The 24,319-nt window shown below is 71.7% G+C and carries 24 protein-coding genes; 9 read left to right on the plus strand and 15 right to left on the minus strand.

Annotated elements, in window-relative coordinates:
* Positions 1-65: 65 nt before the first annotated feature.
* From C2865_RS13725 to C2865_RS13785, 13 genes are all read right to left on the minus strand, one after another.
* The gene (locus tag C2865_RS13725; protein WP_106398851.1) at positions 66-908 is read right to left on the minus strand and encodes an HpcH/HpaI aldolase/citrate lyase family protein; all 843 of its coding nucleotides are present in this window, start codon (positions 906-908) and stop codon (positions 66-68) included.
* Positions 905-2,068, minus strand: coding sequence for an acyl-CoA dehydrogenase family protein (locus tag C2865_RS13730; RefSeq protein WP_106398852.1), 1,164 nt, complete (start codon positions 2,066-2,068; stop codon positions 905-907). Before C2865_RS13730 ends, C2865_RS13725 begins: the two co-directional genes overlap by 4 nt.
* A gap of 9 nt (positions 2,069-2,077) precedes the next feature.
* A complete protein-coding gene (locus C2865_RS13735) occupies positions 2,078-2,473 on the minus strand; it encodes a Zn-ribbon domain-containing OB-fold protein (RefSeq protein ID WP_106398853.1) in 396 nt (131 codons plus the stop codon).
* On the minus strand, positions 2,470-3,612 hold the full coding sequence (locus tag C2865_RS13740; protein ID WP_106398854.1) for an acetyl-CoA acetyltransferase: 1,143 nt from the start codon (positions 3,610-3,612) through the stop codon (positions 2,470-2,472). Before C2865_RS13740 ends, C2865_RS13735 begins: the two co-directional genes overlap by 4 nt.
* Positions 3,609-4,691, minus strand: coding sequence for a RidA family protein (locus tag C2865_RS13745; RefSeq protein ID WP_106398855.1), 1,083 nt, complete (start codon positions 4,689-4,691; stop codon positions 3,609-3,611). Before C2865_RS13745 ends, C2865_RS13740 begins: the two co-directional genes overlap by 4 nt.
* Positions 4,681-6,030 carry an MmgE/PrpD family protein gene (locus C2865_RS13750; RefSeq protein WP_106398856.1) on the minus strand — a complete coding sequence of 450 codons (1,350 nt, stop codon included), beginning with the start codon at positions 6,028-6,030 and terminating at the stop codon, positions 4,681-4,683. Before C2865_RS13750 ends, C2865_RS13745 begins: the two co-directional genes overlap by 11 nt.
* Positions 6,027-7,229, minus strand: a complete 1,203-nt coding sequence (locus C2865_RS13755) for a CaiB/BaiF CoA transferase family protein (protein WP_106398857.1) — start codon at positions 7,227-7,229, stop codon at positions 6,027-6,029. Before C2865_RS13755 ends, C2865_RS13750 begins: the two co-directional genes overlap by 4 nt.
* Positions 7,226-8,254 carry an LLM class flavin-dependent oxidoreductase gene (locus tag C2865_RS13760; protein WP_106398858.1) on the minus strand — a complete coding sequence of 343 codons (1,029 nt, stop codon included), beginning with the start codon at positions 8,252-8,254 and terminating at the stop codon, positions 7,226-7,228. Before C2865_RS13760 ends, C2865_RS13755 begins: the two co-directional genes overlap by 4 nt.
* On the minus strand, positions 8,251-8,784 hold the full coding sequence (locus tag C2865_RS13765; RefSeq protein ID WP_232835637.1) for a MaoC family dehydratase: 534 nt from the start codon (positions 8,782-8,784) through the stop codon (positions 8,251-8,253). The genes C2865_RS13760 and C2865_RS13765 overlap by 4 nt, the downstream gene beginning before the upstream one ends.
* A gap of 135 nt (positions 8,785-8,919) precedes the next feature.
* Positions 8,920-9,360: a MaoC/PaaZ C-terminal domain-containing protein gene (locus C2865_RS13770; protein WP_106398860.1), complete on the minus strand. Its 441-nt coding sequence runs from the start codon at positions 9,358-9,360 to the stop codon at positions 8,920-8,922.
* Positions 9,357-9,857 (minus strand): FAS1-like dehydratase domain-containing protein, encoded by a 501-nt coding sequence (locus C2865_RS13775; RefSeq protein ID WP_106398861.1) that lies wholly within the window; start codon positions 9,855-9,857, stop codon positions 9,357-9,359. The genes C2865_RS13770 and C2865_RS13775 overlap by 4 nt, the downstream gene beginning before the upstream one ends.
* Positions 9,858-9,955: 98 nt before the next feature.
* A complete protein-coding gene (locus tag C2865_RS13780; RefSeq protein ID WP_106398862.1) occupies positions 9,956-10,717 on the minus strand; it encodes a FadR/GntR family transcriptional regulator in 762 nt (253 codons plus the stop codon).
* 366 nt (positions 10,718-11,083) lie between these two features.
* Positions 11,084-11,698: a TetR/AcrR family transcriptional regulator gene (locus tag C2865_RS13785; RefSeq protein ID WP_106398863.1), complete on the minus strand. Its 615-nt coding sequence runs from the start codon at positions 11,696-11,698 to the stop codon at positions 11,084-11,086.
* Positions 11,699-11,890: 192 nt separating this feature from the next.
* Here C2865_RS13785 and C2865_RS13790 point away from each other — a divergent pair, with 192 nt between their 5' ends.
* The 7 genes from C2865_RS13790 (at position 11,891) to C2865_RS13820 (ending at position 20,461) form a co-directional block, all read left to right on the plus strand.
* Positions 11,891-13,501 carry an MFS transporter gene (locus C2865_RS13790; protein WP_106398864.1) on the plus strand — a complete coding sequence of 537 codons (1,611 nt, stop codon included), beginning with the start codon at positions 11,891-11,893 and terminating at the stop codon, positions 13,499-13,501.
* A 178-nt stretch (positions 13,502-13,679) separates the two neighbouring features.
* Positions 13,680-14,672 carry a phosphotriesterase family protein gene (locus tag C2865_RS13795; protein WP_106398865.1) on the plus strand — a complete coding sequence of 331 codons (993 nt, stop codon included), beginning with the start codon at positions 13,680-13,682 and terminating at the stop codon, positions 14,670-14,672.
* Positions 14,673-14,723: 51 nt separating this feature from the next.
* Positions 14,724-15,683 carry a phosphotriesterase family protein gene (locus tag C2865_RS13800; protein ID WP_106398866.1) on the plus strand — a complete coding sequence of 320 codons (960 nt, stop codon included), beginning with the start codon at positions 14,724-14,726 and terminating at the stop codon, positions 15,681-15,683.
* A 14-nt stretch (positions 15,684-15,697) separates the two neighbouring features.
* The gene (locus tag C2865_RS13805) at positions 15,698-16,819 is read left to right on the plus strand and encodes an FAD-dependent monooxygenase (protein ID WP_106398867.1); all 1,122 of its coding nucleotides are present in this window, start codon (positions 15,698-15,700) and stop codon (positions 16,817-16,819) included.
* Positions 16,820-16,822: 3 nt separating this feature from the next.
* Complete coding sequence (locus C2865_RS13810; protein ID WP_106398868.1) at positions 16,823-17,743, plus strand: alpha/beta hydrolase; 921 nt, start codon at positions 16,823-16,825, stop codon at positions 17,741-17,743.
* Positions 17,744-17,777: 34 nt separating this feature from the next.
* Positions 17,778-18,722, plus strand: a complete 945-nt coding sequence (locus C2865_RS13815; RefSeq protein WP_106398869.1) for an MBL fold metallo-hydrolase — start codon at positions 17,778-17,780, stop codon at positions 18,720-18,722.
* A gap of 14 nt (positions 18,723-18,736) precedes the next feature.
* The gene (locus C2865_RS13820) at positions 18,737-20,461 is read left to right on the plus strand and encodes a CocE/NonD family hydrolase (RefSeq protein WP_106398870.1); all 1,725 of its coding nucleotides are present in this window, start codon (positions 18,737-18,739) and stop codon (positions 20,459-20,461) included.
* Between the two features lie 144 nt (positions 20,462-20,605).
* Here the strand turns inward: C2865_RS13820 and C2865_RS13825 are convergent, their stop codons facing one another.
* On the minus strand, positions 20,606-21,208 hold the full coding sequence (locus C2865_RS13825; protein ID WP_232835585.1) for a CGNR zinc finger domain-containing protein: 603 nt from the start codon (positions 21,206-21,208) through the stop codon (positions 20,606-20,608).
* Positions 21,209-21,397: 189 nt separating this feature from the next.
* Between C2865_RS13825 and C2865_RS13830 the strand changes: the two genes are divergently transcribed.
* Together C2865_RS13830 and C2865_RS13835 are read left to right on the plus strand one after the other, a co-directional pair.
* Positions 21,398-21,970, plus strand: coding sequence for a TetR/AcrR family transcriptional regulator (locus C2865_RS13830; protein WP_157963699.1), 573 nt, complete (start codon positions 21,398-21,400; stop codon positions 21,968-21,970).
* Positions 21,963-23,285, plus strand: a complete 1,323-nt coding sequence (locus tag C2865_RS13835) for a glycosyltransferase (RefSeq protein WP_106398873.1) — start codon at positions 21,963-21,965, stop codon at positions 23,283-23,285. Before C2865_RS13830 ends, C2865_RS13835 begins: the two co-directional genes overlap by 8 nt.
* A 96-nt stretch (positions 23,286-23,381) precedes the next feature.
* Here C2865_RS13835 and C2865_RS13840 read toward each other — a convergent pair whose 3' ends face one another.
* Complete coding sequence (locus tag C2865_RS13840; protein ID WP_106398874.1) at positions 23,382-24,314, minus strand: RNA polymerase sigma-70 factor; 933 nt, start codon at positions 24,312-24,314, stop codon at positions 23,382-23,384.
* Between the last annotated feature and the right edge of the window lie 5 nt (positions 24,315-24,319).

The following is a 24,319-nucleotide window of genomic DNA, read 5'->3' on the forward strand; positions in this document are numbered from 1 at the left end:
ATGCTCCGGAAAGCCAGAGGCCCGCCGGTGTGAACCGGCGGGCCCCTTCCGTCCCGACGGGAGTGTCAGGACAGGAGGCGGCGAGCGGAGCGGACCACCGCCTCGTCTATGAGCCTGCCTCGGGCGTCGAGGCAGACGCCGGATCCGGCGGCGAGCGCCTCCTCGTAGCGGGCGAGGACGTCCTCGGCCCTGGCGGTCTCCTCCTCGGTGGGGGTGAAGACCTCGTGGACCACGGGGATCTGGGCGGGGTGGATGCAGGCGCGGCCCCAGAAGCCCAGGCGGCGCAGCGCCCGTGTGGACTCCCGCAACGCGTCCGGGTCGCGGAAGTCGGTGCTGACCGGGGCGATGGGCGGCTCGATCTTCGCGGCGGCGCTGGCGGCGACGGTCTGCGAGCGGGCCCACAGGAGTTCGCGGCCGTCCGGGGAGGGCGTGACGCCCAGGTCGGCGGCCAGGTCGGCCTCTCCGAGCTGGAGCCTGACCACGCGCGGGGCGCGGGCCAGCTCGCGGGCGCGGAAGAGCGCCTCGCCGGACTCCAGCAGCGGGATGAGCCGCAGCGGCACGGTGATGCCGCGTTCCGCCTCCAGCCGCGTCAGCAGGGCGTCCAGCGCCGCCAGGTCGGCGGGGTCCTCGGCCTTGGCGACGCAGACTCCGGCCAGGCCGGGGGCGGCCACGGCGCGCAGGTCCTCACGGCCCTGCTCGCCGGGGTTGATCCGCAGCCACAGGCGCGGGGCCGTGGGCCCGGCGAGACCGCCGAGCCAGGAGGCGACCGTGGCCCTGGCCGCCTCCTTGCCGGACGGGGGCACGGCGTCCTCGAGATCGACGATCAGCTCGTCGGCACCCCGGGTGAGGGCCTTGGCGAGCTTGTCCGCCGCATCGCCGGGAACGTACAGGGCGGAGCGCGCGGTCATCCGATGGTTCCCTTGCCGCTGGTCAGGGCCTTGGCTATGACGGTGCGCATGATGTCGTTGGTGCCCTCGCCGATGCTCATCAGGGGGGCGTCGCGAAAGAGGCGCTCGACGACGAACTCCTTGGAGTAGCCGTAGCCGCCGTGCACCTGCATCGAGGTGAGGGCGCACTCCATGGCGGCCTCGGAGGCGAAGGTCTTGGCCATGCCCGCCTCCATGTCGACGCGGTGCCCGGCGTCGGCCTGGGCGGCGGCCCAGTAGACGAGCAGGCGGGAGGCCTGGACCTTGATGGCCATCTCGGCGATCTTGAGCTGGACGGCCTGGAAGTCGTGGATCGGCTTGCCGAACGCCTCGCGCTGGGCGGCGTAGCCGAGCGCCTCGTCGTAGGAGGCCTGCGCGATGCCCAGGGAGCGCGCGGCGACGTTGATGCGGCCGACCTCCAGGCCGCCGAGGACCTGCTGCATGCCGCGGCCCTCGACGCCGCCGAGGAGGTTCTCCTTGGGCACGCGGACGTTCTCGAGGGTGATCTCGCACGACTCGGTGCCCTTGTAGCCGAGTTTCGGCAGGTCCCGGGAGACGGTGAAGCCGGGGGTACCTGCGTCGACGAGGAGCACCGACATGCCCTTGTGGGCCGGCTCGGCCGTCGGGTCGGTCTTGACCAGCACGGGCAGCGGGTCGGCGTAGCGGGCGTTGGTGATCCACGTCTTGCTGCCGTTGACGATGTAATGGTCGCCCTCGAGCCGCGCGGTGGTGGAGATGCCCTGCAGGTCGGTGCCCGCGCCCGGCTCGGTGAGGCCGATGCCGGTGCGGCGGCGCCCGGCCGCCAGGTCCGGCAGCAGCCGCGCCTTCTGCTCCTCGGTGCCGTGCTTGTTGATCATCCAGCAGGCCAGGGAGTGGCTGCCGAGGATGCCGGCGATCCCCATCCAGCCCTTGGAGATCTCCTCGAAGACCAGGGCGAACGACACCATGTCGACGCCCAGGCCGCCGTACTCCTCGGGGACGGTCAGGCCGAACAGGCCGAGCTGCTTCATGCCCTCGACGATCTCGGTGGGGTAGCGGCCGGAGGCCTCCCACTCCTGCGCGACCGGGCGGATCTCCTTGTTGACGAAGTCCCGCAGCGTGTCGCGGAACATCTTCTGCTCTTCGGAGAGGGCGAAATCCATGATCGATCCTTAGTCAGCGGGGGTGAACACCGGCAGGTGACGGCCGTCGGGCAGGGCGCGCCAGGCGACCTTCACGGGCGCGTCGCACCGCCAGGAGCCGGGTTCGGCGTCCACGAGGTTGGTCAGCAGCAGGGGCCCTTCGGCGAGCCGGACGCGGGCCACCACGTAGGGGACCTCCAGGCCGGGCCGGGGGGCGCGGTGCACGACGGTGAAGGAGTCGACGGCGCCCAGGCCCGAGACGCCGGTGAAGTCCAGGTCGGTGCCGCCGCAGCCGGTGCACAGCGCCCGCGGGTAGTGCTGGAGGCGATCGCACCCCCGGCAGCGCTGGACGGTCAGCCGCTTCTCGCGGGTGGCCTCCCACCAGGGCCCGGTGACCTCGTCGACGGGGATTTCCAGCTCGTTCATCGGTCGACCCCCAGGAGAACGGTCGCGTGGGTGGAGAAGATCCCGCCCGTGCCGTGCGCGAGCGCGATCTCCGCGCCGGGGACCTGCCGTGCGCCGCACTCGCCGCGCAGCTGCCGGACGGCCTCGACGAGCAGCAGCAGCCCGAACATGCCCGGGTGGTTGTAGGACAGGCCGCCGCCGGAGGTGTTGAGCGGAAGGTCGCCGCCGGGCCGGACCCGTCCGCTCGAGACCAGTCCACCCGCCTCCCCCGGCTTGCAGAAGCCCAGCCCTTCCAGGGTGAGGAGCACGGTGATGGTGAACGAGTCGTACAGCTGCAGGACGTCCACGTCCGCCGGGGCGAGCCCCGCCATGCGGAACGCGGCCTCCCCCGAGGCGAACGACCCGGGACGCAGCAGGTCGTCGACGGCCGTCATCGAGGCGTTGGTCGTCGACTCGCCGTAGCCCAGCACGAGCACCGGCGGCTTCGGCAGGTCGCGCGCCCGCTCCAGGGACGTCAGCACGATCGCGCCTCCGCCGTCGGTGACCAGGCAGCAGTCGGCGACCGTCAGGGGGGACGAGACCGGCTTGGCGGCCAGCACCTCCTCGACGGTCAGCGGACCGGCCTCGTGGCGGAACGCCTTGGGGTTGAGCAGCGCCCACTCGCGCGCGACCACCGCCACCTCGGCCAGCCACTCCCTGCCTCCCCCGTAGGAGTGCAGGTAACGCTGTGCGGCCATGGCGTAGTACGACAGCGGGAACAGCGGCGCGTAAGGGTCCTCGAACTGCGCCTGCGGGAGATGCGACTCCTGCACGCCTCCCAGCGAACGCGAACGCGCCGAACGCTGGTTGGAGCCGTAGGAGATGACGACCGTGGAGCACTGACCGGCCTCGATGGCCTGCGCGGCGCGCGCCACGTACATCTCGAACGCCGAGCCTCCGGCGAACGTGGAGTCCGACCACGACGGCTCCAGCCCGAGGTACTCCGCCAGCTGCGGGGTCGAGAACCGGGAGACGCCCGCCGTGGCCAGCCCGTCCACGTCCGACAGCGACAGTCCGGCGTCGGCCAGCGCCCGGGTGATCCCCTGCGCCTGCAGGGTGAGGATGGGCTTGCCGGTCACCCCGAGGTCGGACTCGGCCGCCCCGACGATCGCGACGGTCATGACGGGAACACCGCCGTCGGCACGACCTCGATGAGGAACTCCGGCCGCAGCAGCGCCGAGCACACCACGGACGTCAGCGCCGGGGTGTCGCCGAAGTACTTGCGGCGGATCTCGGCGATCTCGTCGTAGCGCTCGACGGCGTCGGGGGTGATGTACTCCACCAGCCGCGTCACGGAGCCGTACGGCAGGGTCTCGCCCAGCCCGGCCTCGCGCAGCACCGCCGCGATCGCGGCGTAGGTGTACTCCGCCTGCGCCGCGAGGTCGCCTTCGAAGATGGCCTTCTGGGTGGCGGGCTCCAGCGCGCCGAAACCCGACATGAACAGAGTGCGTTCGGTGGCCAGACCCGGCTTGTACGTCAGCGTCCGGTAGCGCTGCCAGCCCGGGTTGACCGCGCGGAACGGCGCCGCCGAGGCGATCGCGTCCAGCGAGACCATCGCGCCCGGCACGACGGCCTGGTCGATGACGATGCCCGCCGCTCCCGGGTGCACCGGCTGCCCGTCGGTGCCCGTCCCTCCGAGCAGCTCCTTGCGGGGGCGGCCGCAGCGCGGGTACTGCGAGCGGGTGGCCTGGGCGGTGTAGTCGGTTGTCTGCACCAGCGCGTCCAGGCCGAGGCCCGCGGCCTTCAGCAGCTCGCCGGCCCGCTCCAGGCAGTAGCGGTACTGCTCGCGGAAGTCGTCGGCGAAGACGATGGACGTCCCGTCGTGCGGGTGGATGCTCGGCAGGTAGACGATGTCGTCGGCGACCCGCAGGGTCCCCCGGTGGAAGCCCTCGTCAGGGTGGGCCTGCACGAGCCGTCCGCCGCCGGGGAAGGCGGTCAGCTCGACCGACAGTTCCGCGCCCCCCTCCGGCAGGCCCTCCACGCCCACGGTGGCGACCGGCGCCGGGTGCCCGCCCAGGGCGGCCTCGCGGGCCTTCTCGACCCGCCCGTAGGAGTCCAGCGCCGCGTTGGTCGCGTACTCCACCACGTGCACCACGTCGTCCGGACCGAGCCCGGCCCCGGCCAGCGCCGCGAACGCTCCGGCGTAGGCGTCCTCGACGGTGCCCGCCACGGACGACAGGCGTGTCGTTTCAGAGCTCATGGTTCTCCAATGCACGGATGAGGGCGGCCGTGGACGGCGCGTCGGCCAGGCCGAGAACGGAATCGATGATCTTTTCGCCGCCGGGGCCGAGGTTGCCCAGGGCCTTGGCGGTGACGAGCCGGTCGAGGCCGGGGTCGTCGGGGCCGCCGCCGCTGCGCGGTACCTCTGCGGCGACCGTACGGCCCCCGGCGGTCCGGACGCGGACGCGGCCGGGCTGGTCGGCGGCGACGCCGCCGAAGTCCACGACCTCGGTGCGCACCCGCGCGGCCAGGGCCGCCACCTCGGGGCGGTCGATCCGGTCGTAGGTCGCGACGGTCACCTCGCCGTCGAGCAGCATCGCCGCGACGCTCCAGGGCAGGCTGAACTTGGCGTCGTAGGCCGAACGCGGCGTCTCCTTGCCGGGAGCGCACACGATCGACGCGGCGTCCGGATGGGCCTCGACGACCACTTCACCGAGGCCGCGGATCTCGTCGGCGGAGCCCAGTCCGGCGCGCACCTCGTGGGCGGCGTCGAGCTGGGCGTGCATCAGCTGGCAGGCCGGGTACGGCTTGACGGTGATGCGGGTGGCCTCCCAGCGGTCGCCGAGTCCGTCCAGGATCGCCGGGCGGTCCGCGTCGCGGCGGGCCAGGGCCCGGTAGAGGCCGTATTCGCCCTCGAACACCGTCGAGGGGCCGGTGGCTCCCGCGGCCGCGAGCGCGGCGGCGACGAGCCCGTCCGAGGCGGCGAAACCGGGATGGAGCTGCTTGGTGGAGCTGCCGGTGTTGAGGAACTCCAGCAGCCCGGACGCGCGGCTGCCCGCGATGCCCAGCGCGTTGACGGCCTGTGCGACGGAGAGCCCGCGCAGCCGTGCGGCGGTGAGCGCGGACGCGAAGACCCCGCAGGCGGCGGTGGCGTGCAGACCCACGGCGTGGAAGCCGTGCGGTGCGGCCGCTCCGAGACGGCAGATCGTCTCCAGGCCGATCGCAAGTGCGGTGAGCGCCTCCTCGCCGCTCACCGCTCCGCCTTCGGCGAGGACCACCGGCACGACGGGAGCGGACGCGTGGACGAGCCCGCCCGCATGGGTGTCGTCGAAGTCCAGCGCGTGGATCAGCACCCCGTTGGCCAGCGCCGCCGCCGGACGGGACACCCGCCCGGACCGCCCGATGACGAGCGCGTCGCCGGGGCCCATCGCCTGCGCGGTGCGCACCGCCGCCTCCGCGGCCTTCGCCCCGGCCCCCGCCACCGCGTTGCCCAGCGCGTCGAGCAGGTGGCGGGCCGCGGCCTGCCGCACCCGCTCGGGCACCTGGTCCGGCCGGACGTCCAGCGCCCAGCCGGCGAGTTCCTCGGCGATCGCCGTCATGACCGCGCTCCGAAGGCTCCCTCGTCCGCGAGTTCGGCGACGCGTTCGCCCGAGTAGCCCAGCAGCCCGCGGAGGATCTCCTCGGAGTGCTCGCCACGCTGGGGCGCGCGCCGGTACTCGGGCCGTTCCGTGCCGACCTTGACCGGGGAGGCCAGGTTCTTGAGCGTGCCGTACCGGGGGTGCTCGGTCTCGACGATCAGGTCGCGGGCGAGGGTGTGCTCCTCCTGGAGCGCCTGCGAGACGTCGTTGATGGGGCCGCAGGGGATGGACGCGGCGGTCATCGGGGCGAGCCACTCCTCGACGGTTCGGGTGGAGAGGGTCTTCTCCAGCTCCGGAAGCAGGGTGCCCGCGTTCTTCTGCCGGTCGGCGAAGGTGGCGTAGCGGGGGTCGGCGCCCAGGTCGGGGCGGTCGATCACCTCGACGAGGCGCTGCCAGAACTTCTCCTTGGCGCAGCCCACGACGATCCAGCCGTCCTTGGCCTGGAACGCCTGGAAGGGCACCAGGGAGGGGTGGGCGGAGTGGTGGGTGCGCGCCGGGGTGAAGCCCGCGTTCATGTGCCAGGTGCCCGGGTAGGTGAGCATCGAGAGCGCGGTGTCGTACAGGGAGACGTCGCAGTCCATGCCGACGCCGTCGCGGCGGGCGGCGTGCAGGCCGGTCAGCAGCGAGACGATCGCGACGTAGCCGCCGCAGTAGTCCACCAGCGACAGGCCGGACTTGGTGGGCGGCCCGTCGGGTTCGCCGGTGAGGTCCATCCAGCCGGCCAGGCCCTGCAGGATGTAGTCGTAGCCGGGCTGCTTCGCGCGCGGGCCCGTCATGCCGAATCCGGTGAGCGAGCAGCAGACGATCTTCGGGTTGAGGTGCTTGAGGTCGTCGTAGGTGATCTTCAGCTTGGCCGGGACGTCGCCGCGCAGGTTGGAGTAGACCGCGTCCGCGCCGCGCACCAGGTCCTCGAAGACGGCGCGGCCCGCCGGGGTGGACATGTCCAGCGAGATCGACTTCTTGTTGCGGTTGAAGGTCTCGTAGAACAGCGAGTCCTCGTCCTGGGCGTACGGCGGGACGTAGCGTCCGACGTCGCCGCCGGTCCGGGGGTCCTCGATCTTGATGATCTCGGCGCCCATGTCGGCCAGGTGCAGCGAGCCGAAGGGCCCGGCGCCGTACTGCTCCAGGGAGATGATGCGGACGTCCTGCAGCGGCTTCACGACAGCTCCCTGATCAGTTCGATGATGCGTGCCTGCGCGGCCCGGATGTCGGCGGGCCCGACGCCGTGGACGGGCGGGGTCAGCTTGATGGAATCGGCGACGCCCGCGTAGGCGGAGATGCGCTCGGCGACCTGGTCGAAGGTGCCCGTCAGGGTCAGGGCGTCGACCATCCGGGAGGAGACGGCGTCCCCCAGGTAGTCGGCGCCCGCTCCGGCGCGGAAGGCCTCGATGACCTTCTCCTGGTCCTCGGCCAGGTCGTGGAAGGCGAAGAAGTCGGCGTAGGTGCGCACCGAGGCGTAGAAGCCGGCGGTCCCGGCGGAGCGGCGGCGGGCGACGCCGGGGTCGGCGTCGACCGAGCAGCAGGCCGAGACGACGACGTCCAGCTCCGAGCGGTCCCGGCCGCTCTCCGCCAGGCCCTCCAGGAGCGGCGGCAGGGAGCGTTCGGTGAGCCAGGCCGGGGAGCACAGCTCGTGCGAGATCCAGCCCTGGCCGATCTCGCCGGCCAGTCTCGTCATCGCGGGGCCCATGCCCGCCACGTACACCGGGATCTCGCGGCGCGCCTGCGGGAAGGGACGCTGGTAGCCGCGGATGCGCATCGGCTCGTGCTCGCCCTCCAGCGTCATCGGCGCGCCGTCGGCGGCGTGGGCGACGAAGTGCCGCACGGCCGCGACGGTCTCGCGCAGGTGCGCGACGGGCCTGCCCCAGCGGGCGTTGTGCCAGTCCTCGTTGAGCCGCTTGACGCCGCTGCCCAGGCCGAGCACGAACCGCCCGCCCGACAGCTCGTCCAGGTCCAGGGCCTCCAGCGCGGTCGTCATCGGGCTGCGGGTGAAGGCCAGCGCGATGGCGGTGCCGACCCGGGCGGTGGAGGTGCCCTGGGCCAGCGCCGCTGCGGAGACCGTGGCGCTGCGGTGCAGTTCGGGCACCCACAGGGTGGTGGCGCCCGCCTCCTCGGCGGCGCGGCCCGCCGCCACCAGCTCCTCCAGGGTCTCGCCCCAGGGACCGAAGGTGATGCGCGGTCCGGTCACGCCGGCTCGCCCGTGGCGGGGAGCTCGAGCTGCCCGGTCTTGGCCTGCGGGAAGTAGTTCTTGTCGTGCTCGGCGCCGCGCTTGTAGATCATGACCGAGCGGACCCAGGAGACGATCTCCTCGCCGTCCTGGTTGAGGCCGCGGGTCCGCATGGTGATGATCCCGGCGTAGGGCCGCGACTTGGACTCGCGCATCTCGGTGACGATCGACTCGGCGTACAGGGTGTCGCCGACGAAGACCGGGTGGGTCAGCCTGATGTCGGTCCAGCCCAGGTTGAGCAGCGCGTTCTGGCTCATGTCGACGACCGACAGGCCGAGCACGAGCGCGACGGTCAGCCCGGAGTTGACGATCACCTTGCCGTAGGGGGCGCGGGCGGCGAAGTCGGCGTTGAAGTGGTTCTGGTTCGTGTTCAGGGTGAGGAGGGTGAACCAGGTGTTGTCCGCCTCGTTGATGGTCCGGCCGAAGGGGTGCTGGTAGACGTCCCCGACGGTGTAGTCCTCGAAATAACGCCCGATTCCGGCTTCGTGCACAGTCAACGCAAGTCCTTCACAAAAGTCTGATGTTTAAATCAGAGTAAAGGTCTGATGTATTGGGGTCAAGATCTTCCACTCCCCGCCCCGGGCCGGAACCGGCCGTCCCGCGGGCGCCGGCGCCCGCGGACGCCCTCAGGCCCCCGGGCCGTCGGCCGTGCCCAGCAGCACCCGGGCGCGCGCGGGCGCCGCGGCGACCCGGTCGACCCCGCCGTCCGGGCCGATCACGACCACGCGCTGCTCCAGCACCAGGTGGTCCTCCCCCACCTCCACCACCGTGCCCTCGCAGCGCACGGTCTCCTCGGCGAACACCAGCGCCTTGAAGGTGAAGTCGAGCTTGTGCACGAAGCACCGCGGGCCCAGCCAGTCCTGGATCTGCTCGACCAGCAGCGCCCCGAACACCTGGCCGTCCACGACCGGGCCGGGGACCCGGGCGGCCCTGACGAACTCGGGGTCGTAGTGCAGCCGGTACCAGTCCCATGTCGCGCCCGCGTAGGCGACCATGTCCGACAACCCGATCCTGCGCTCCAGCGGCGGCACGGCGTCGCCCGCCCGGTGGTCCGTCCGCGTCGTCATTTCCCGCCCTCCAGCGCCACGAAGATGATCGTCTCCTCGTTCTCGGCCAGGAGCCCGCCGTCCTGGTCGGTGTACGTCGCCCGCGAGGAGACGATCAGCATCTCCGCGCCGGACCGCGTCGCCTTCCCCGCCACGTCCGTGATCTCCCAGGTGGCCGTGACCACGTCCTCCGGGCGGATCCGGCGGTGGAAGGTGTAGGAGTTGCCGCCGCGCACCTTGCGGGTCCCCGGGATCTCGATGCCCCACTCGTGGCCGGCGTAGCCGTCGGGCGGGATCGGCAGGTTCGCGTACTGGTTGGTCTCGCAGATCAGCGTCGGCGGCGCCGTCACCCCGCGCAGCCCGTGGGCGCGGGCGTACTCCGGATCGGAGTACAGCCGGTTGTGGTCGCCTATCGCGAGGCCGAAGTACCGCCCCGCCGCCGCGCCGAACTCCTCCGGCGCGGTGTAGACCTTCTTCCGGCCGACGAGCGCGCGGACCTCATCGGTGAGCAGCGACATGGACCATCCTCGGGTAGAGAGACCGGCGAAACCCCCGTCCGGCCCCCGATATTATAAAGTCAGACATATATTGTCCAGAGCGGCGGCGCGCCGGCCGCTCACGCCTCGCGGTAGGCGTCCCGGATGTTGGTCAGGTGGGCGCGCATGGCCTCGCTGGCGCCCTCGCCGTCCCCCGCCGCGATGCGCTCGGTGATCTCCTCGTGCTCCTGGTCGACCATGGCCCAGAACCCCTCGTGGGTCACCGGGGACGGCTTGAGGAACCGGGTGCGCAGCACGTGGAACACCGGCTCGGTCATCATCGCCAGCAGGCCGTTGCCGGTCGCCTGCATGATGACGTCGTGGAAGTGCTGGTGCTCGCGGAACTTCATGCTGCGGCCCCGCGACCGCTTCTCCCGCTCCATGGCCGCGTGCAGCGCGTCGAGGTGGTGCTGCTCGCGCCGCCGGGCGGCCAGGGCGGTGGCCGGCACCTCCAGCAGCTCCCGCGCCTCCAGGATGGCCGCGAGCGGCAGCGCCGCCGATCCGGACATCAGCCCGATGCTGGCCTCGAGGTAGTCGCTGATCTGGTCGGGGTCGACGCTGGAGACGAAGGTGCCCCCGGTCGTGCCCCGCGAGGTCTTGACCAACCCCTGCGAGGCCAGGACGCGCAGCGCCTCGCGGACGGTGCTGCGGCTGACCCCGAAGTTCCCCCCGATCTCGCTCTCCGGGGGAAGGCGGTCGCCGGGCGCCAGCGACCCGTCGAGGATCAGTTCGCGCAGCTGGTCGGCGACCTGCTGGTACGCGGGGCGCAGCCGGGTGACCGGAAGGACGGCGGGCGCCGTCGAGTCCGGGAGACCCGCACTCTTGCGGTTAGCACTGGACACTCTGCCCTGCCTCTGTGATCGGCTGAAACATCAGACTTCGAAATCGCGAAACACTCCGGAAACCTCCGGAGCGGAGAAAACATCTTCGCACGAAGGCACGTACCCGGAACGCGCCCACACCGGAAAGCACGGCACGCGGGTTACCGGCATCCCGATACCAAAGGTAAGAGGTTTCGCCCGAACCCGGTGGTCCAGTGGCCGCGGCACAGGGCGGAAGATCTTTCACCAGCACGAACGCTGTGTTCAAGATTCAGGTCTGATACCCCAGATCTTAACCGAGACGGCCGGAAACACCGAAAGGCCGCGGGAGCGTTCAGCGCGCGGCGGGGCCGTGCGCGGCCCGGAACGGGTGGCGCGGACCGGCGCTCAGGGGCGGCCGATCGAGCCGGCCCAGCTCTCGGTGAGGACGTCCAGCATCTCGTCGCGCTCGACGCCCCAGGTCCCGGGCGTCCAGTGGCGCGCGACGTGGTCGAGCTCGGTGATGACGATGACGCCGCGGAAGCGGCGGGTGCCCGCGGGGAACCTGCCGGCGCGGTCGAGCCCGTCCCGGACGTCGCCGATGGCCTCGTTCAGCCACTCGTCGAGGAGCGCGCGGATCGCCGGGTCGACGGCCGCGGCCTCGGTGGCGGTCGTGGTGTAGGGGCGGATCTCGTCCCAGCGCCGCGAGGTGGAGTCGAGCCACGCGCGGATCCGCTCCCGCGAGCCGTCCTCGACCACGGCGACCAGCTCGCGCTCGGTCGAGCCGTGCTCGGCGGAGGGCACCCGGCCGAGCACGGTGTTGAGCCGCTCCGAGATGAGCGCCTTCATCAGGTCGACTTTGGAGGGGAAGTAGGCGTAGAAGGTCACCCGCGTCGTCCCCGCCGCCGACGCGATGTCGTCGACCTTCGTCGTCGCGTAGCCCTTCGAGACGAACAGCTCCAGGCCCGCGTCGAGCAGCAGCTTGCGCGTCATCTCCTTCTGCGCCTCACGAAGCCTCGCCATGCCGCCAGCATAGGGCACCGAGGACGCGTTCCTCTCGCTCCGACCATTTCGGATACGCACTGCTCAAATCCTTGACGTCATGTCAAATAATGTGACACCTTGCACAGCCAACTGGTGACCGCGCTCACATCGGGCGGCCGGTCCCGGGCGGCCGGAACGGCCGCCGGCTCATCGACAAGGAAGAAATCCCCCATGACGCAGACCGCTGCGCACAAGCAGGGCTACACCGCCACGGTGGTCGCCGGCTGCTTCGCCGTCCTCCTCGCGCAGGTGGCGTACTCGCTGCCCGGCGCGCTCAACGGCACCCTCCAGCAGGAGTTCCAGACCACCGGCGCCGAACTGGCCTGGATCACGGCGGCCTTCGCCATCCCCATGGTCGTCTTCGAGCTGACCACCGGCGTGATCGGCGACCTGTTCGGCCGCAGGCGGCTGCTGCAGGCGGGCGCCCTGCTGACCGCCGCCGGCTCGCTCGTCAGCCACCTCGCCGGGACGGTCGAGGTCCTGTGGGCCGGGCAGGTCGTCGCGGGCCTCGGCGCCGCGATCCTCTACCCGATCTCGCTCGCCATGCTGGCCGCGGTCAGCCCGTCGCAGGAGGCCCGCTCCAAGGCCATCGCCGTCTGGGCGGGCTTCCTGTCGATCGGTGCGGCGATCTCCCCGCTGATGGGCGGGTGGCTGGCCGCCGAGGGCGACTGGCGGACGTCGTACCTCGTGGTGATCGCGGCGGCGGTCGTCTCGGTCGTCGTCACCCGGTTCGCCACCGACTCCTCGGCTCCGCAGGGCCGCAGGCTGGACGTCCCCGGCCAGGTCACGCTGGCCCTCGGCCTGATCGCCGTCCTCTTCGCCGCCACGCAGGGCTCCGAGGCCGGCTTCGCCCGCCCCGAGATCATCGGCGCCTTCGTCGCGGGCCTGGCGCTCCTGGGCGCCTTCGTCGCCATCGAGCTGCGGACCGACGTCCCGCTGCTGCAGCTCGGCGTCTTCGCCAACCGCTCCTACGCGGTCGTCGCGATCGCCACGGTGATCGGCATGTTCGCGTTCCTGGCGATCTGCTTCTCGATGAGCATCTGGCTCGGCGCGATCCAGCACCAGAGCGCCCTGAAGATCGGCGTGCTGTTCCTGTTCGTCCAGGGTCCGGCCTTCGTGCTGGCACCGCTCGTCTCCCACCTGATCCGGAACTTCTCGCCCCGATGGGTGCTCACCGCCGGTTTCGCCCTCATCGCCGCAAGCGGCGTCCGGTGCTCGACGTTCGACGTCCACGACATGGACTGGACGCGGTTCATCGCCCCCATGCTGGCCCTGGGCGTCGGCTTCGCGCTCACCGTCGGCTCGCTCACGGCCGTCGCGATCAACACCGTTCCGCTGCGCCTCGCCGGCATGGCCAGCGCCACCACCAACCTGCTCCGCGACTTCGGCTTCGCCCTCGGCCCGGTGCTCGTCGCCGCGTTCGCGGTCAGCCGGGCGAACGACGACCTGGGCGCCGGTGTCGGCAGGGCGATCGGCGAGTCCGGCCTCGAGCCGCCGTACGCCGAGATCGCCGGGGGCATCGCCAGGGAGGGCGGCGCCATGGCGGTCAACTCGATGCCGGTCGTGCCCGGCGCCGGGGCGGACATGCCGCCGGTGCCGATGCCGGAGAGCCTCCGCGCACTCGCGCTCGAGTCGCTCGGCGGCGCCTACGGCCTCGCGTTCCTGGTCGTCGGCCTGTGCGCCGCGGCCGCGGCGGCTCTGACGCTGTTCGGGCTCTCCGACTCCGGGCGCGCCGGCGTCGGAGAGCCCTCGGCCGACGAGGAGCCCGCCCCCACCGGGTGACCCGGGAACCGCCGGGTCGGGGCCCACCTCCCGGAGGCCGGGCCCCGTCCTGCTCCGTACACTCGTGTAGCTTAATTTACGCGAAGGCTACTCGCTTGACATGCTGTAAATTCAGGTGACACCATTCACACCGCGGCGTGACCGCAGTCACTCGCCGAGACCGAAAGGAGTGCCAGTGATGGGTGCCCAGACCGCCGGGAACACCACCGGCGGCACCGTCAACACCGTCCTCGGCCCCGTTCCCGCGCGGGAGCTGGGGGTCGTCGCGGTTCACGAGGCCCTGCTGTCGGTGCTTCCCGGAGCGGAGTACGCGTTCGACGTCACCATCGACCGCGCCGAGATCTTCGAGATCCTGGCCGGGAGGCTGCGGGACTTCCGCGACCACGGCGGCGGGACGGTCGTCGACGCCACCGGCATGTTCCACGGGCGCGACGTGCGGTTGTACGAGGCCCTCTCGCGCACGACGGGCGTGCACATCGTCGCCTCGACGGGCCAGGGGCCTGAGGAGATACTCGGCGGCTACTTCCTGACACCGCAGACCAATCCCCCGACGCCGTGGCCGGCCGAGAAGTTCGCCGACCTCTTCACCAGGGAGGTCACCGAGGGCATGGTGGTCCCCCGCGTCGAGCGGCGGGGCGCCGCGGGCCTCGTGGCCACCGCCGCGACCCGCGAGGGCATGACCGCGACCGACGAGAGCCTGTTCCGCGGCGCGGCCCGCGCCGCCCTGGCCACCGACGTCCCGGTGTCCATCCGCTGCGGGAGCGACGCCGTGCGCGACCTCGAGGTCGTCCTGGACGAGAGGCTGCCGGCCGGCCGCGTCGCCGTCGGCGGGCTCGACCGCGAGGACGCCGTCGCGGCCGGTGCCCCGCTCGAGGTCGCCCGCCGCGGCGCCTACGTCGTGCTCGACCACGTGGGCACCGAGGACGGGCGGCACATCGGCGACGCGGAGCGGGCGGACCTGGCGGCCCGGCTCGTCGATGCCGGTTTCGGCGACCGGATCCTGCTCTCGAGCGACGCGACCGGCGTGGCCAAGGGCCACGCCGGCAACGACGTGCCGTACAGCCACGTCCTGTCGGACTTCGTCCCCCTCCTCAAGGCGCGGGGCCTGGCCGACGAGGACGTCCGGCGGATCCTCGTCGACAACCCGCGCGACCTGCTGTCGGTGCGCTGACCGGCGGCGGCCGGTCCCCGAAACCATGAACGCCTATCTGAGGTGAATGTTGTGTCGAGAGTGAACACGGTCCTGGGACCGATCCCGACCGAGGAGCTGGGTCTCGTGGCCGTCCACGAGCACATCGGCTACGGCATGCCCGGCTCCGAGCTGGACACCAGGTGGTGGAAGACGCCCGAGCAGCGGTACGGCGAGACCGTCCCGAAGCTGCGCGAGTTCCACGAGCACGGCGGCGGCACGTTCGTCGACGCGACCGGCATCTGCAACGGCCGCGACATCGACTACTACCGGTCGCTGTCGGAGAAGACCGGCGTGCACATCGTCGCCTCCACCGGCTTCGTCGGCGGCGACACCGCCCTGCCCTTCTTCGAGCGGGCGAGCGTGGAGTACCTCGCCGAGCACTTCGTCCACGAGATCACCGTCGGCATCGGCGGCAGCGGCGGCAAGGCCGGCATCATCAAGGTCGGCGTCAGCCGCGGCGGCCGGATGACCGACCTGGACAAGCGCATCTACCGCGCGGCCGCCCGAGCCGCCAGGGCCACCGGGGCCGGCATCCTGACCCACCTGGCCATCGACGCCGAGAACGCGATCGCGATCTTCAACGAGGAGGGCCTCCCCCTCGACCGCGTGCTCTTCGGGCACGTCGACGACGGCGTCAACGCCGACAGGACCCGCGACACCTGGATCGCCGGGCAGGGCGGCCGGATCGGCTTCGACACCTTCGGCTACGAGACCGAGCTGCCGGACCCGCCGTTCTGGGCGCGTCCGCGCCGGGAGCGCCTCGAGCACTTCCTGCGGTTCATCGGCGGCGGCGAGGGCCGCATCAGGCAGGTGCTCGCCTCGGCCGACGCCAACTGCAGCCCGCTGGGCTGGCCGGGCGTGAAGGGCCACACCGTCAACTACATCTTCACCGACCTCATCCCCGACCTGCGCGCCGCCGGTCTCGACGAGGCGGCCATCAAGACGATCTTCGTCGACAACCCCGCCGACTTCCTTTCGATCGAGAACTGACGAGGACCGGAGCCATGCAGCCCTCAGACCTGAAGAACCTGAACATCGCCGTCATCGGCGCGGGATACGGCGGCGCCGCCGCGGCCAAGGCCCTGAGCCTCCTCGGCGCGACCGTGGACGTCTACGAGCAGGCGAGCCGCATCCGCGAGGTCGGCGCCGGCATCGGCCTGCGGCCGTCCACCATGGACCGGTTCCGCCGGTGGGGCGTCATCGACGCGATCACGAAGGTGAGCTCGCCCAGCGACTACTTCGAGATCCTCACCGCCACCGGCGGCCCGATCATGCGGGAGCCGTGGCCGGAGATCGAGTCCTTCGGCGAGAGGACCCACCTGATCCACCGCGGCGACTTCATCGAGGCGCTGCTCTCGGTGCTGCCCGAGGGCATGGTCCACCTCGGCCACAAGCTCGAGCGGATCGAGGACGGGGGCGAAAGGTCCGTCCTGGCCTTCGCCAACGGCGCCACCGCCGAAGCCGACCTGGTCGTGGGCGCCGACGGCATCAAGTCCGTGGTCCGCAAGGCCCTGTTCTCCGATCAGGAGCCTGTCTTCTCCGGCGAGCACGCCTACCGCGCCGTCATCGACGTCGACGACGCCCACGGCATGGTCGCCGACGACAACCTGCGGATGTACATCGGCCGGGGCACGAAGGTCTACCTCCTGCCGCTGCGCCACCGCGGCCAGGTCTCCTTCGACATCACCGCGCTGTGCCCGGACGGCACCTGGGCGCCGTGCGTCACCAAGGACGACCTGCTCAAGACCGTCGAGGGCTTCGACGAGCGGATCGTGGACATCACCCGCGGCCTCGACATGGACGCCGTCAACTGCCGTGCCGTCTACGACATCGACCCGGTCGAGGTGTGGCACTCCGGCTCCGTCGTCCTCGTGGGCGACGCCGCCCACTCGATGCTGCACCACCAGGGGCAGGGCGCGAACTCGGCGATCCTGGACGCCGGCGCGCTCGCCGACGCCCTCGCCGAGGCCGGTTCGGTCAAGGAGGCGCTGGCGCTCTACCAGGCCGCCCGCAAGCCGGTGACCGACGAGCTGCAGCGGATCTCCCGCCAGGGCTGGACCGAGGACGAGGTCGACGACGTCTTCCCGGGCCAGAAGCCCGCCTCCCAGCAGCCGAAGGAGGCCTGAACCATGCCGCTGCACCCTGAAATCGCCAAGGCCCTCGCCGCCATGCCCGCGCCGCCGCCCGGACCGCTGAACCCGGAGATGATGCGCGCCGGTGAGGAGTCCCAGGTACCGCCGGTGGCCGACCGCCTGCCGCTGCACTCCGTCGAGGACCGCACCGCGCGGACCTCCTCCGGCGAGGTCCCGGTGCGGGTCTACACGCCGGTCGAGGCCGACGCGTACGGCCTGCTCGTCTACTTCCACGGCGGGGCGTTCTTCCTCGGCAGCCTGGAGACGCACGACCACGTCGCACGGTCCCTGGCCCGGGAGACCGGGCTCAAGGTCGTCTCCGTCGGCTACCGGCTGGCGCCCGAGCACGCCTTCCCCGCCGGCCTCGAGGACTGCTACGCCGCCGTCCGGTGGGCCGCCGCGAACGGCGAGTCCCTGGGCTGGGACGGCACGACGCTGGCCGTCGCCGGTGACAGCTCCGGCGGCACGTTCGCCGCCGCGGTCGCCGCCATGGCGCACGACGACGGCTTCGACCGGATCACCCACCAGGTGATGTTCTACCCGTCGCTCGACCTGGACTTCGACGTCGACCGCTACGCCTCGCTGCGGGAGAACGCCGTCGGCCACGGGCTCGAGACGGCGGGGCTGAAGCCGTTCAACGCCTTCTACCTCGACAGCGGAGCCGACCCGGCGGACCCCCTCGTCTCCCCGGTCAAGCGGGCGGACCTCACCGGGCTGCCGCCCGCGCTGATCATCACCGGCGAGCTCGACCCGATGCGGGACGAGGGGGAGCTGTACGGCCGGAGGCTGCAGGACGCCGGCGTGGCCGCGACCGTCAGCCGGTACGACGGCGCGGGGCACGGGTTCGTGCAGCACTTCTCGTGGATCCCCGAGTACCACCGTGCCTTCGAGGAGACCCGCGACTTCCTCGCGCGCTGACCCCCGCCACCCCGCGGAGCTCGGAAGGAGAGCCTTGTCCGCATCCGCAGTGAAAATCCATCCCCTCTTCTCGCCGTGGGGCCGGTTCGGTCTCTACAGCTTCTTCATCGACGCGCCGGAGCCGGCCATCGTCGACACCGGCATCGCCTCCTCGCCCGCCGAGGGCGTGGCTCCCGCGCTGGAGGCCATCGGCCGCCGGATCGAGGACGTGCGCTGGATCCTGCTGACCCACGGCCACATCGACCACGTCGGCGGGGCCCACGCCCTGTGGGAGCTCACCGGCCGACGCGCGCAGGTCGTGATCCACGAGGCCGACGCGCCACTGCTGCGCTCGCGCCGCGCCCATGTGGAGGAGTATCTCGCCAGGCGGGGTCGGTACCTGAATGACCCCGAGGGTGCGGCAAAGGTGACGGCCGCGACGAACGCCGTCATCTCCGGCGAGATGGAGCCGACCCTGCTCGTCAAGGGCGGCGAGACTCTCTTCCTCGGCCGTGGCGTTGACGTCTCTGTCCACTCCATTCCCGGCCACACGCCGGGGTCGGTCGCCTACGTCGTCGACGGGCAGCGCTCGGTGTTCGTCGGCGACGCCGTCCAGGTGCACGGGGCCGCCAACGGCTTTCCCGGCTTCGAGGACCCGGTCGCCTACCGCGCGAGCCTGGAGTACCTGCGCGACGAAATCCGCCCGCGGCACCTCTACCTCGGCCACCCCTACCGCCGCAGCGACGGCACCCCATACGGCGTCGTGCTCGACGCGGGCCAGGCGGCGGAGGCGCTCCGGGAGAGCCTCGACGTCGAGGGCCGGGTCGGCAAGGCGGCCCACGGCTGCCTGTGCGCGGGGCTCCTGGAGACGGACTCGCCGTACTCCCCCTTCGCCCCGGTGGCACGGGAGGTCGGCTACACCGCCGATCCCGCCCTCGAGCCGTCGCCGTTCTTCACGTCGATGCACGGCTACCGCACGCACTTCAAGCAGAACCCGTGACAGGGGAGGCATCCATGTCCGACTTCCACATCATCCAGGCGGGCCTGGAAGAGATCGCCGTCCGCAAGGACCTCCGCGTGCCGATGCGCGACGGCGTCACGCTCGCCGCCGACGCCTACCAGGGCACCGACGACAAACCGCGTCCCGCGCTCGTGGCGCTCAGCCCGTACGGCAAGGAGCTGCAGGCCCTCGCGCTCACGACGCCGCCGCAGCGGCGCCCCTCCCCCATGTGGGACGGCTGCATCGAGGCCGGCGACATCGCGCGCGTCGTCAAGGAGGACTATGTCCACGTCATCGGCGACCTGCGCGGCTCCGGTGCCTCCGAGGGCGAGCACATCGGCAACTACAACGCCGGCGGCGTCCCCCTCGGGCAGGACGCGTACGACTTCATCGAGTGGGTCGCGGCGCAGCCGTGGTGCGACGGCAACGTCGGCATGATCGGCATCTCCTACTTCGGTTCGATGCAGGTGCTGGCCGCGGCCGAGCGGCCGCCGAGCCTCAAGTCGATCTTCGTCAGCGGCGGCCACTACGACTTCTACGAGACCACCTACCACGGCGGCGTCATGTGGTTCATGCCGCGCGCCGCCCGCGAGGGCCGCGGCGGCGACTCCGGCTGGGCCTTCACCGACGGGGTGAAGGCCCGCATGCTGGAGACGTACTCCCCCTCGGAGATCAAGGAGAAGGTCGCCGAGCGGCTGAAGGACCCGGACGTCGCGGCGTGGCCGAACCTCGTCCACGTGCTGAACTACCCGAAGAACCACGAGGCCTGGTTCGACATCGTGATGAACGAGGTCGACGGCGAGTGGTACGAGGAGCGCAACCCGGTCAACCTCGCCAGGAACATCGACATCCCGGTCTGGCTCCAGATCGACCAGGGCCGCGGCTGGACGATGGACGGCACCATCGAGGCCTACAACGCGCTGAAGGGTCCGAAGAAGCTCGACATCGGCCCCTACCCGCCGATGCAGTCGCGGCCCTTCATCGAAGAGCACGACAAGATGTTCCGCTGGTACGAGTACTGGATCAAGGGCGTCGACAACGGGATCATGGACGAGCCCGCCGTCACCGTCCACGTCGAGGGCTCCCGGGAGACCGTCACCGGCGCGCAGTGGCCGCCGAAGGACGTCGAGTACCGGCCTCTCTACCTGCGTCCGCGCCGCAAGCTCTCCTTCGAGCCCGAGCCCATGGGCGCCGAGTACGCCGCCCCCGACGGCTTCTACCAGGCGCCCCTGACGGTGACCGACAAGGTGGAGATCCTGAGCTGGAGCACGGCTCCGTTCACCGAGCCGACCGAGATGATCGGCCAGGGCGCCGCGCACCTCTTCGCGGAGATCGACCAGCCCGACACGAACTTCATCCTGCGCATGTGGGACGAGGCCCCGAACGGCAGACGGCAGCTCATCACGACCGCCTACCTCAAGGCCTCGCACCGCGAGCTGGACACCGAGCGCACCACCGAGGGCGACCCGTTCCACCCGCACACCCGCGCGGTGCCGGTCGAGCCGGGCGTGATCGAGGAGTACGTGCTGCGCGTCTACCCGTTCGCGGCGACGTTCCTGCCCGGTCACAAGCTGGTCGTAGAGCTGTCCAACGCCGAGCCGCTGGCCGACGAACACAACGCCCTGCTGCCGCCGGACGCGTTCCACCTGCCCGTGGGCCGCCCCGTCACGCACAAGATCTACCGCGACGCCGCCCACCCGTCCCGGCTCGTCCTGCCGTTCACGGTGGAGAGGAAGTAGTCGGACGGCATTCGTCTACGCGACGGCTTGCATCTCCTTCGCCCGGTTCAACGGAGCGCTCACCGGCGTCCGTGTGCTCGAGACGTTCGGCACCTCCGTCGAGGAGCTCCGCGCCCGACCGGCGTCCGCTGACCGTTCCGGCCGTCACCGGTCCGTGGCGCGCCGGGCGCGCAGGGCGCGGAGTTTGTGGCGGTTGCCGCAGCGTTCCATCGAGCACCAGCGGCGGGCGCCGGGGCGGGACGAGTCGACGAACACCAGCGGGCAGTCCTCGCTCGCGCACTCGCGGATGCGCTCGGCCAGCGGCCCGGACAGCAGTTCGATCATCTCCCGTGCCAGCGTCGACAACGCCTGCCTGGCCCGCACGGGAGGGGCCCACCCGGCGGTCGTGCCGTCGGCGGCCAGCTCGGGGACCAGGGGCGCCGCGGCCGCGGCGCCGTTGATGGCCGCGACCGCGCCGGCGGGAAGGGGGCGGTGCGCCGCCCGCGCGTGCGCCGCCTCCCAGACCGCCTGGCGGAGCGCCTTGGCCGCGGCCAGCTCCCGGCCCGTCACGGGGGTCGTGACGCTCGCGGCCAGCGGCGGCCGGGCCAGCCATCCGCCCAGGTCGGCGGGCTTGTGCAGGGCCTCGAAGACCGCGTACGGGCCTTCGCCGCCCGTATGGGCGAAGTCCAGGCAGACGGCGCCGGCGTCGAACCAGAACGACCCTCCCTTGGGGTCGTGCAGCATCCGTCCGGTCGTGCCAGCTCGCATGGAACCACCATAACCGGTGTCACGGGCGTGTCCGTGACACCGCTCCCGCGGGAGACCCGCGCCGCGGCAACGGCGGCACCCCCGGAGTGCAAGGCCCGCACCCGGAGAACCCACGGATTTCATTTGACCATCTACTCAATTGAATGTAATCATCACTCCATGGAAAATACGGGGAGGCGCCCGTACCGCATGGGTGCCCGTGCCGCGGCGGTGGAGGCCACGCGGACGCGGATCATGGAGGCCGCGGCGGGCCTGTGGATGCGGCAGTGGAATGACGACGTCACGCTGCAGCACATCGCGGACGAGGCGGGCGTGTCGGTGCAGACCATCGTCAACCACTTCGGCGGCAAGGACGGGCTCGCCGATGCCGTCGCCGATCTGGTGGCGTCCCAGACGGCGGACGTCCGGCGGGCGCCGACCGGCGACGTGGCGGCGATCGTGGCCGTGCTGTTCGAGGACTACGAGCAGCACGGCGATGCCAACGTGTTGTGGATCGCGCAGATCGACCGCGTTCCGGCGGCGGCGCGCGCGGCCGCCCACGCGCGTGTCCAGCACCGGGCGTGGCTGGAACAGGTCTTCGCCGACCGCCTTCCGGCACCGGGCCCCGACCGCGAACACGCGCTGGCCCTGCACTACGCCGCCACGGACCTCTACCTGTGGAAGTTGTGGCGGCGGGACCTCGGGCTGTCGCGCCAGGCCGCCGAACGCGCCATGCGCGATCTGCTGATCTCGATCGACCCTCGAAAGGGAGACGATGAGTAAGAATTTCTTGTTCGCGCTGTGGGCAGGCGGCGGAGCCGTGCCGCCCGCACTCTCCGTCGCCCGCGCGCTGCGCGAACGCGGCCACGGCGTCCGGGTGCTGGCCGACAGGTCGCTGCACGACGAGGTCACCGCCACCGGCGCGGAGTTCGTCGACTGGACGACCGCGCCCCAGGGCGACACCTCCGACCCGGCCAAGGACGTCATCAAGGACTTCGAGGCCCGCACGCCGCTGGGTGAATTCGCACGGTTGCGGGACCGCATCGTCTGCGGGCCCGCGGCCGACTACGCCCGGGACGCCCTGGCGGAGCTGCGCGCCCATCCCGCCGACGTGCTGGTCACCGAATACGTGCTGCTCGGCGTGCTCACCGCCGGTGAGGCCGCCGACGTCCCGGTGGCCTCGCTCGTGACGACCCTCTACCCGCTCCCCACCCCGGGAGGCCCGCCGTTCGGCCTGGGGCTCGCGCCCGCCACGGGGCCGCTCGGACGCCTCCGCGACCGGATCCTGACGGGGATGACCGTCAGACCGTGGGCGAAGGGGCTGCCGGCGCTCAACAACGCCCGCACCGCGAACGGCCTCCCGCCGGTGGACTCGGTCATGGACGCGTTCGACCGCGTCGACCGCTGCCTCGTTCTCTCCCCGCGCGCGCTGGACCACCCCGGCCGGAACTTCCCCACCCACGTGCGCCACGTCGGACCGCGGCTCGACGATCCCGCCTGGGCCGGGAAACAGGAGTTGGAACTGCCGGAGGGGGACGCGCCTCTGGTGCTGGTCAGCCTGAGCTCGTCGTTCATGAACCAGCGCCGGCCGCTCGAGCGGATCGCCGAAGCCCTCGGCACGCTGCCGGTGCGCGCTCTGCTGACGACAGGTCCCGCGGTGGATCCGGCGACCGTCAACGCGCCGGGCAACGTCCTGGTCACCGCGGCGGCACCGCACACCGCGGCGCTGCGGCACGCCGCGGTGACGATCACCCACGCCGGTCACGGGACGGTCGTCAAATCCCTGGCCGCCGGAGTGCCCCTGGTCTGCATCCCACAGGGGCGAGATCAAGGCGAGGTCGCACACCACGTCGAATCCACCGGCGCCGGGGTCACCGTGAGCAAGAGCGCCTCGCCCCGCGCGATCGCACGCGCGGTCGACCGCGTCCTCAACGACCCCTCCTACCGGCGCGAAGCCCGGCGCATGGCCGCCGAGATCGCCGCCGAAACGGCGACCGACGAAGCGGTCCTTGAGATCGAGGCCCTTGCCGAGCGGACGACCGGCGGAAGCGGGGGCGCCTCCGAACGCGGCACGGCCTCCAGCCCGACACGGAGGTGACCGGAGCGCAGGCGGGACGGCTCCGGTCGGCTTTTCCTCGCTTCCGGAGCCTGTCCTTCGCCTGCGTTCCGGCGCCGACGGGGGCGGGCGGCCCGTTCAGTCCGCGTGCAGGCGGGTCCGGGTCGCCTCATGGAGAGCCGCCCAGGCGTCCGCCACGGTGCCCACGTGCCCGAGCTTGTCGGGGTTGTTCACCGTGCGGATCGTCTGGATCCGCCCGTTGAGGATCTCGAGCACCCAGATGCTGAGGACCTTGCCGTCCCGGTCGCGGAGGATCGCGCCCGGCTGGCCGTTCACCCGGTGCGGCTCCACCGCGCAGCCGATCCGGGTGAACCGCGAGACCGACCAGGCGAGTGCCCGGACCACGTCGCCGGGACCGGTGATGCGCCCGGCGAACCGCGGAGCCTTGCCGCCGCTGTCACCGACCATGTGGATGTCGGCGGCCAGCAACTCCCGCAGCCCGTTCACATCACCTTCCCGGAAGGCGTCGAAGAAGCGTCCGGCGAGTTCCTCACGCTCCCTTCGGTCTGCCTCGAACCGCGGCCGGCCCGCCTCCATGTGGCGGCGCGCCCGCACCGCGAGCTGGCGGCACGCCGCCTCCGAACGTTCCACAGCCGACGCGATCTCCGGGAAGCCGAACCCGAACACCTCCCGCAGCACGAAAACCGCCCGTTCCAGCGGGCTCAACCGCTCCAACAACAGCAGAGCCGCCATCGACACCGAGTCGGCCAACTCCGCCGAGCGCTCCGGATCCTCGTAGGGATCGCTCAGCAGCGGCTCGGGAAACCACGGCCCGGCGTACTCCTCACGCCGGACGCGGGCCGAACGCAGCACGTCGATCGAGATCCGGGTGACCACGGCCGAGAGGAAGGCCTTGGCCGACGCGGGCCGCGTCGGGGTGGCCTGGTAGCGCAGCCAGGTCTCCTGGACCGCGTCCTCGGCCTCGCTCACGCTCCCCAGGATCCGGTAGGCGATCGAGAACAGCAGCGGCCGCAGCTCCTCGAACCCCTCTGCCTGCCATGAACACCGCATGACCC

Origin of the sequence: Actinocorallia populi, from assembly GCF_002995495.1 — a bacterium.
In the GTDB taxonomy this organism is placed as follows: domain Bacteria; phylum Actinomycetota; class Actinomycetes; order Streptosporangiales; family Streptosporangiaceae; genus Actinocorallia; species Actinocorallia populi.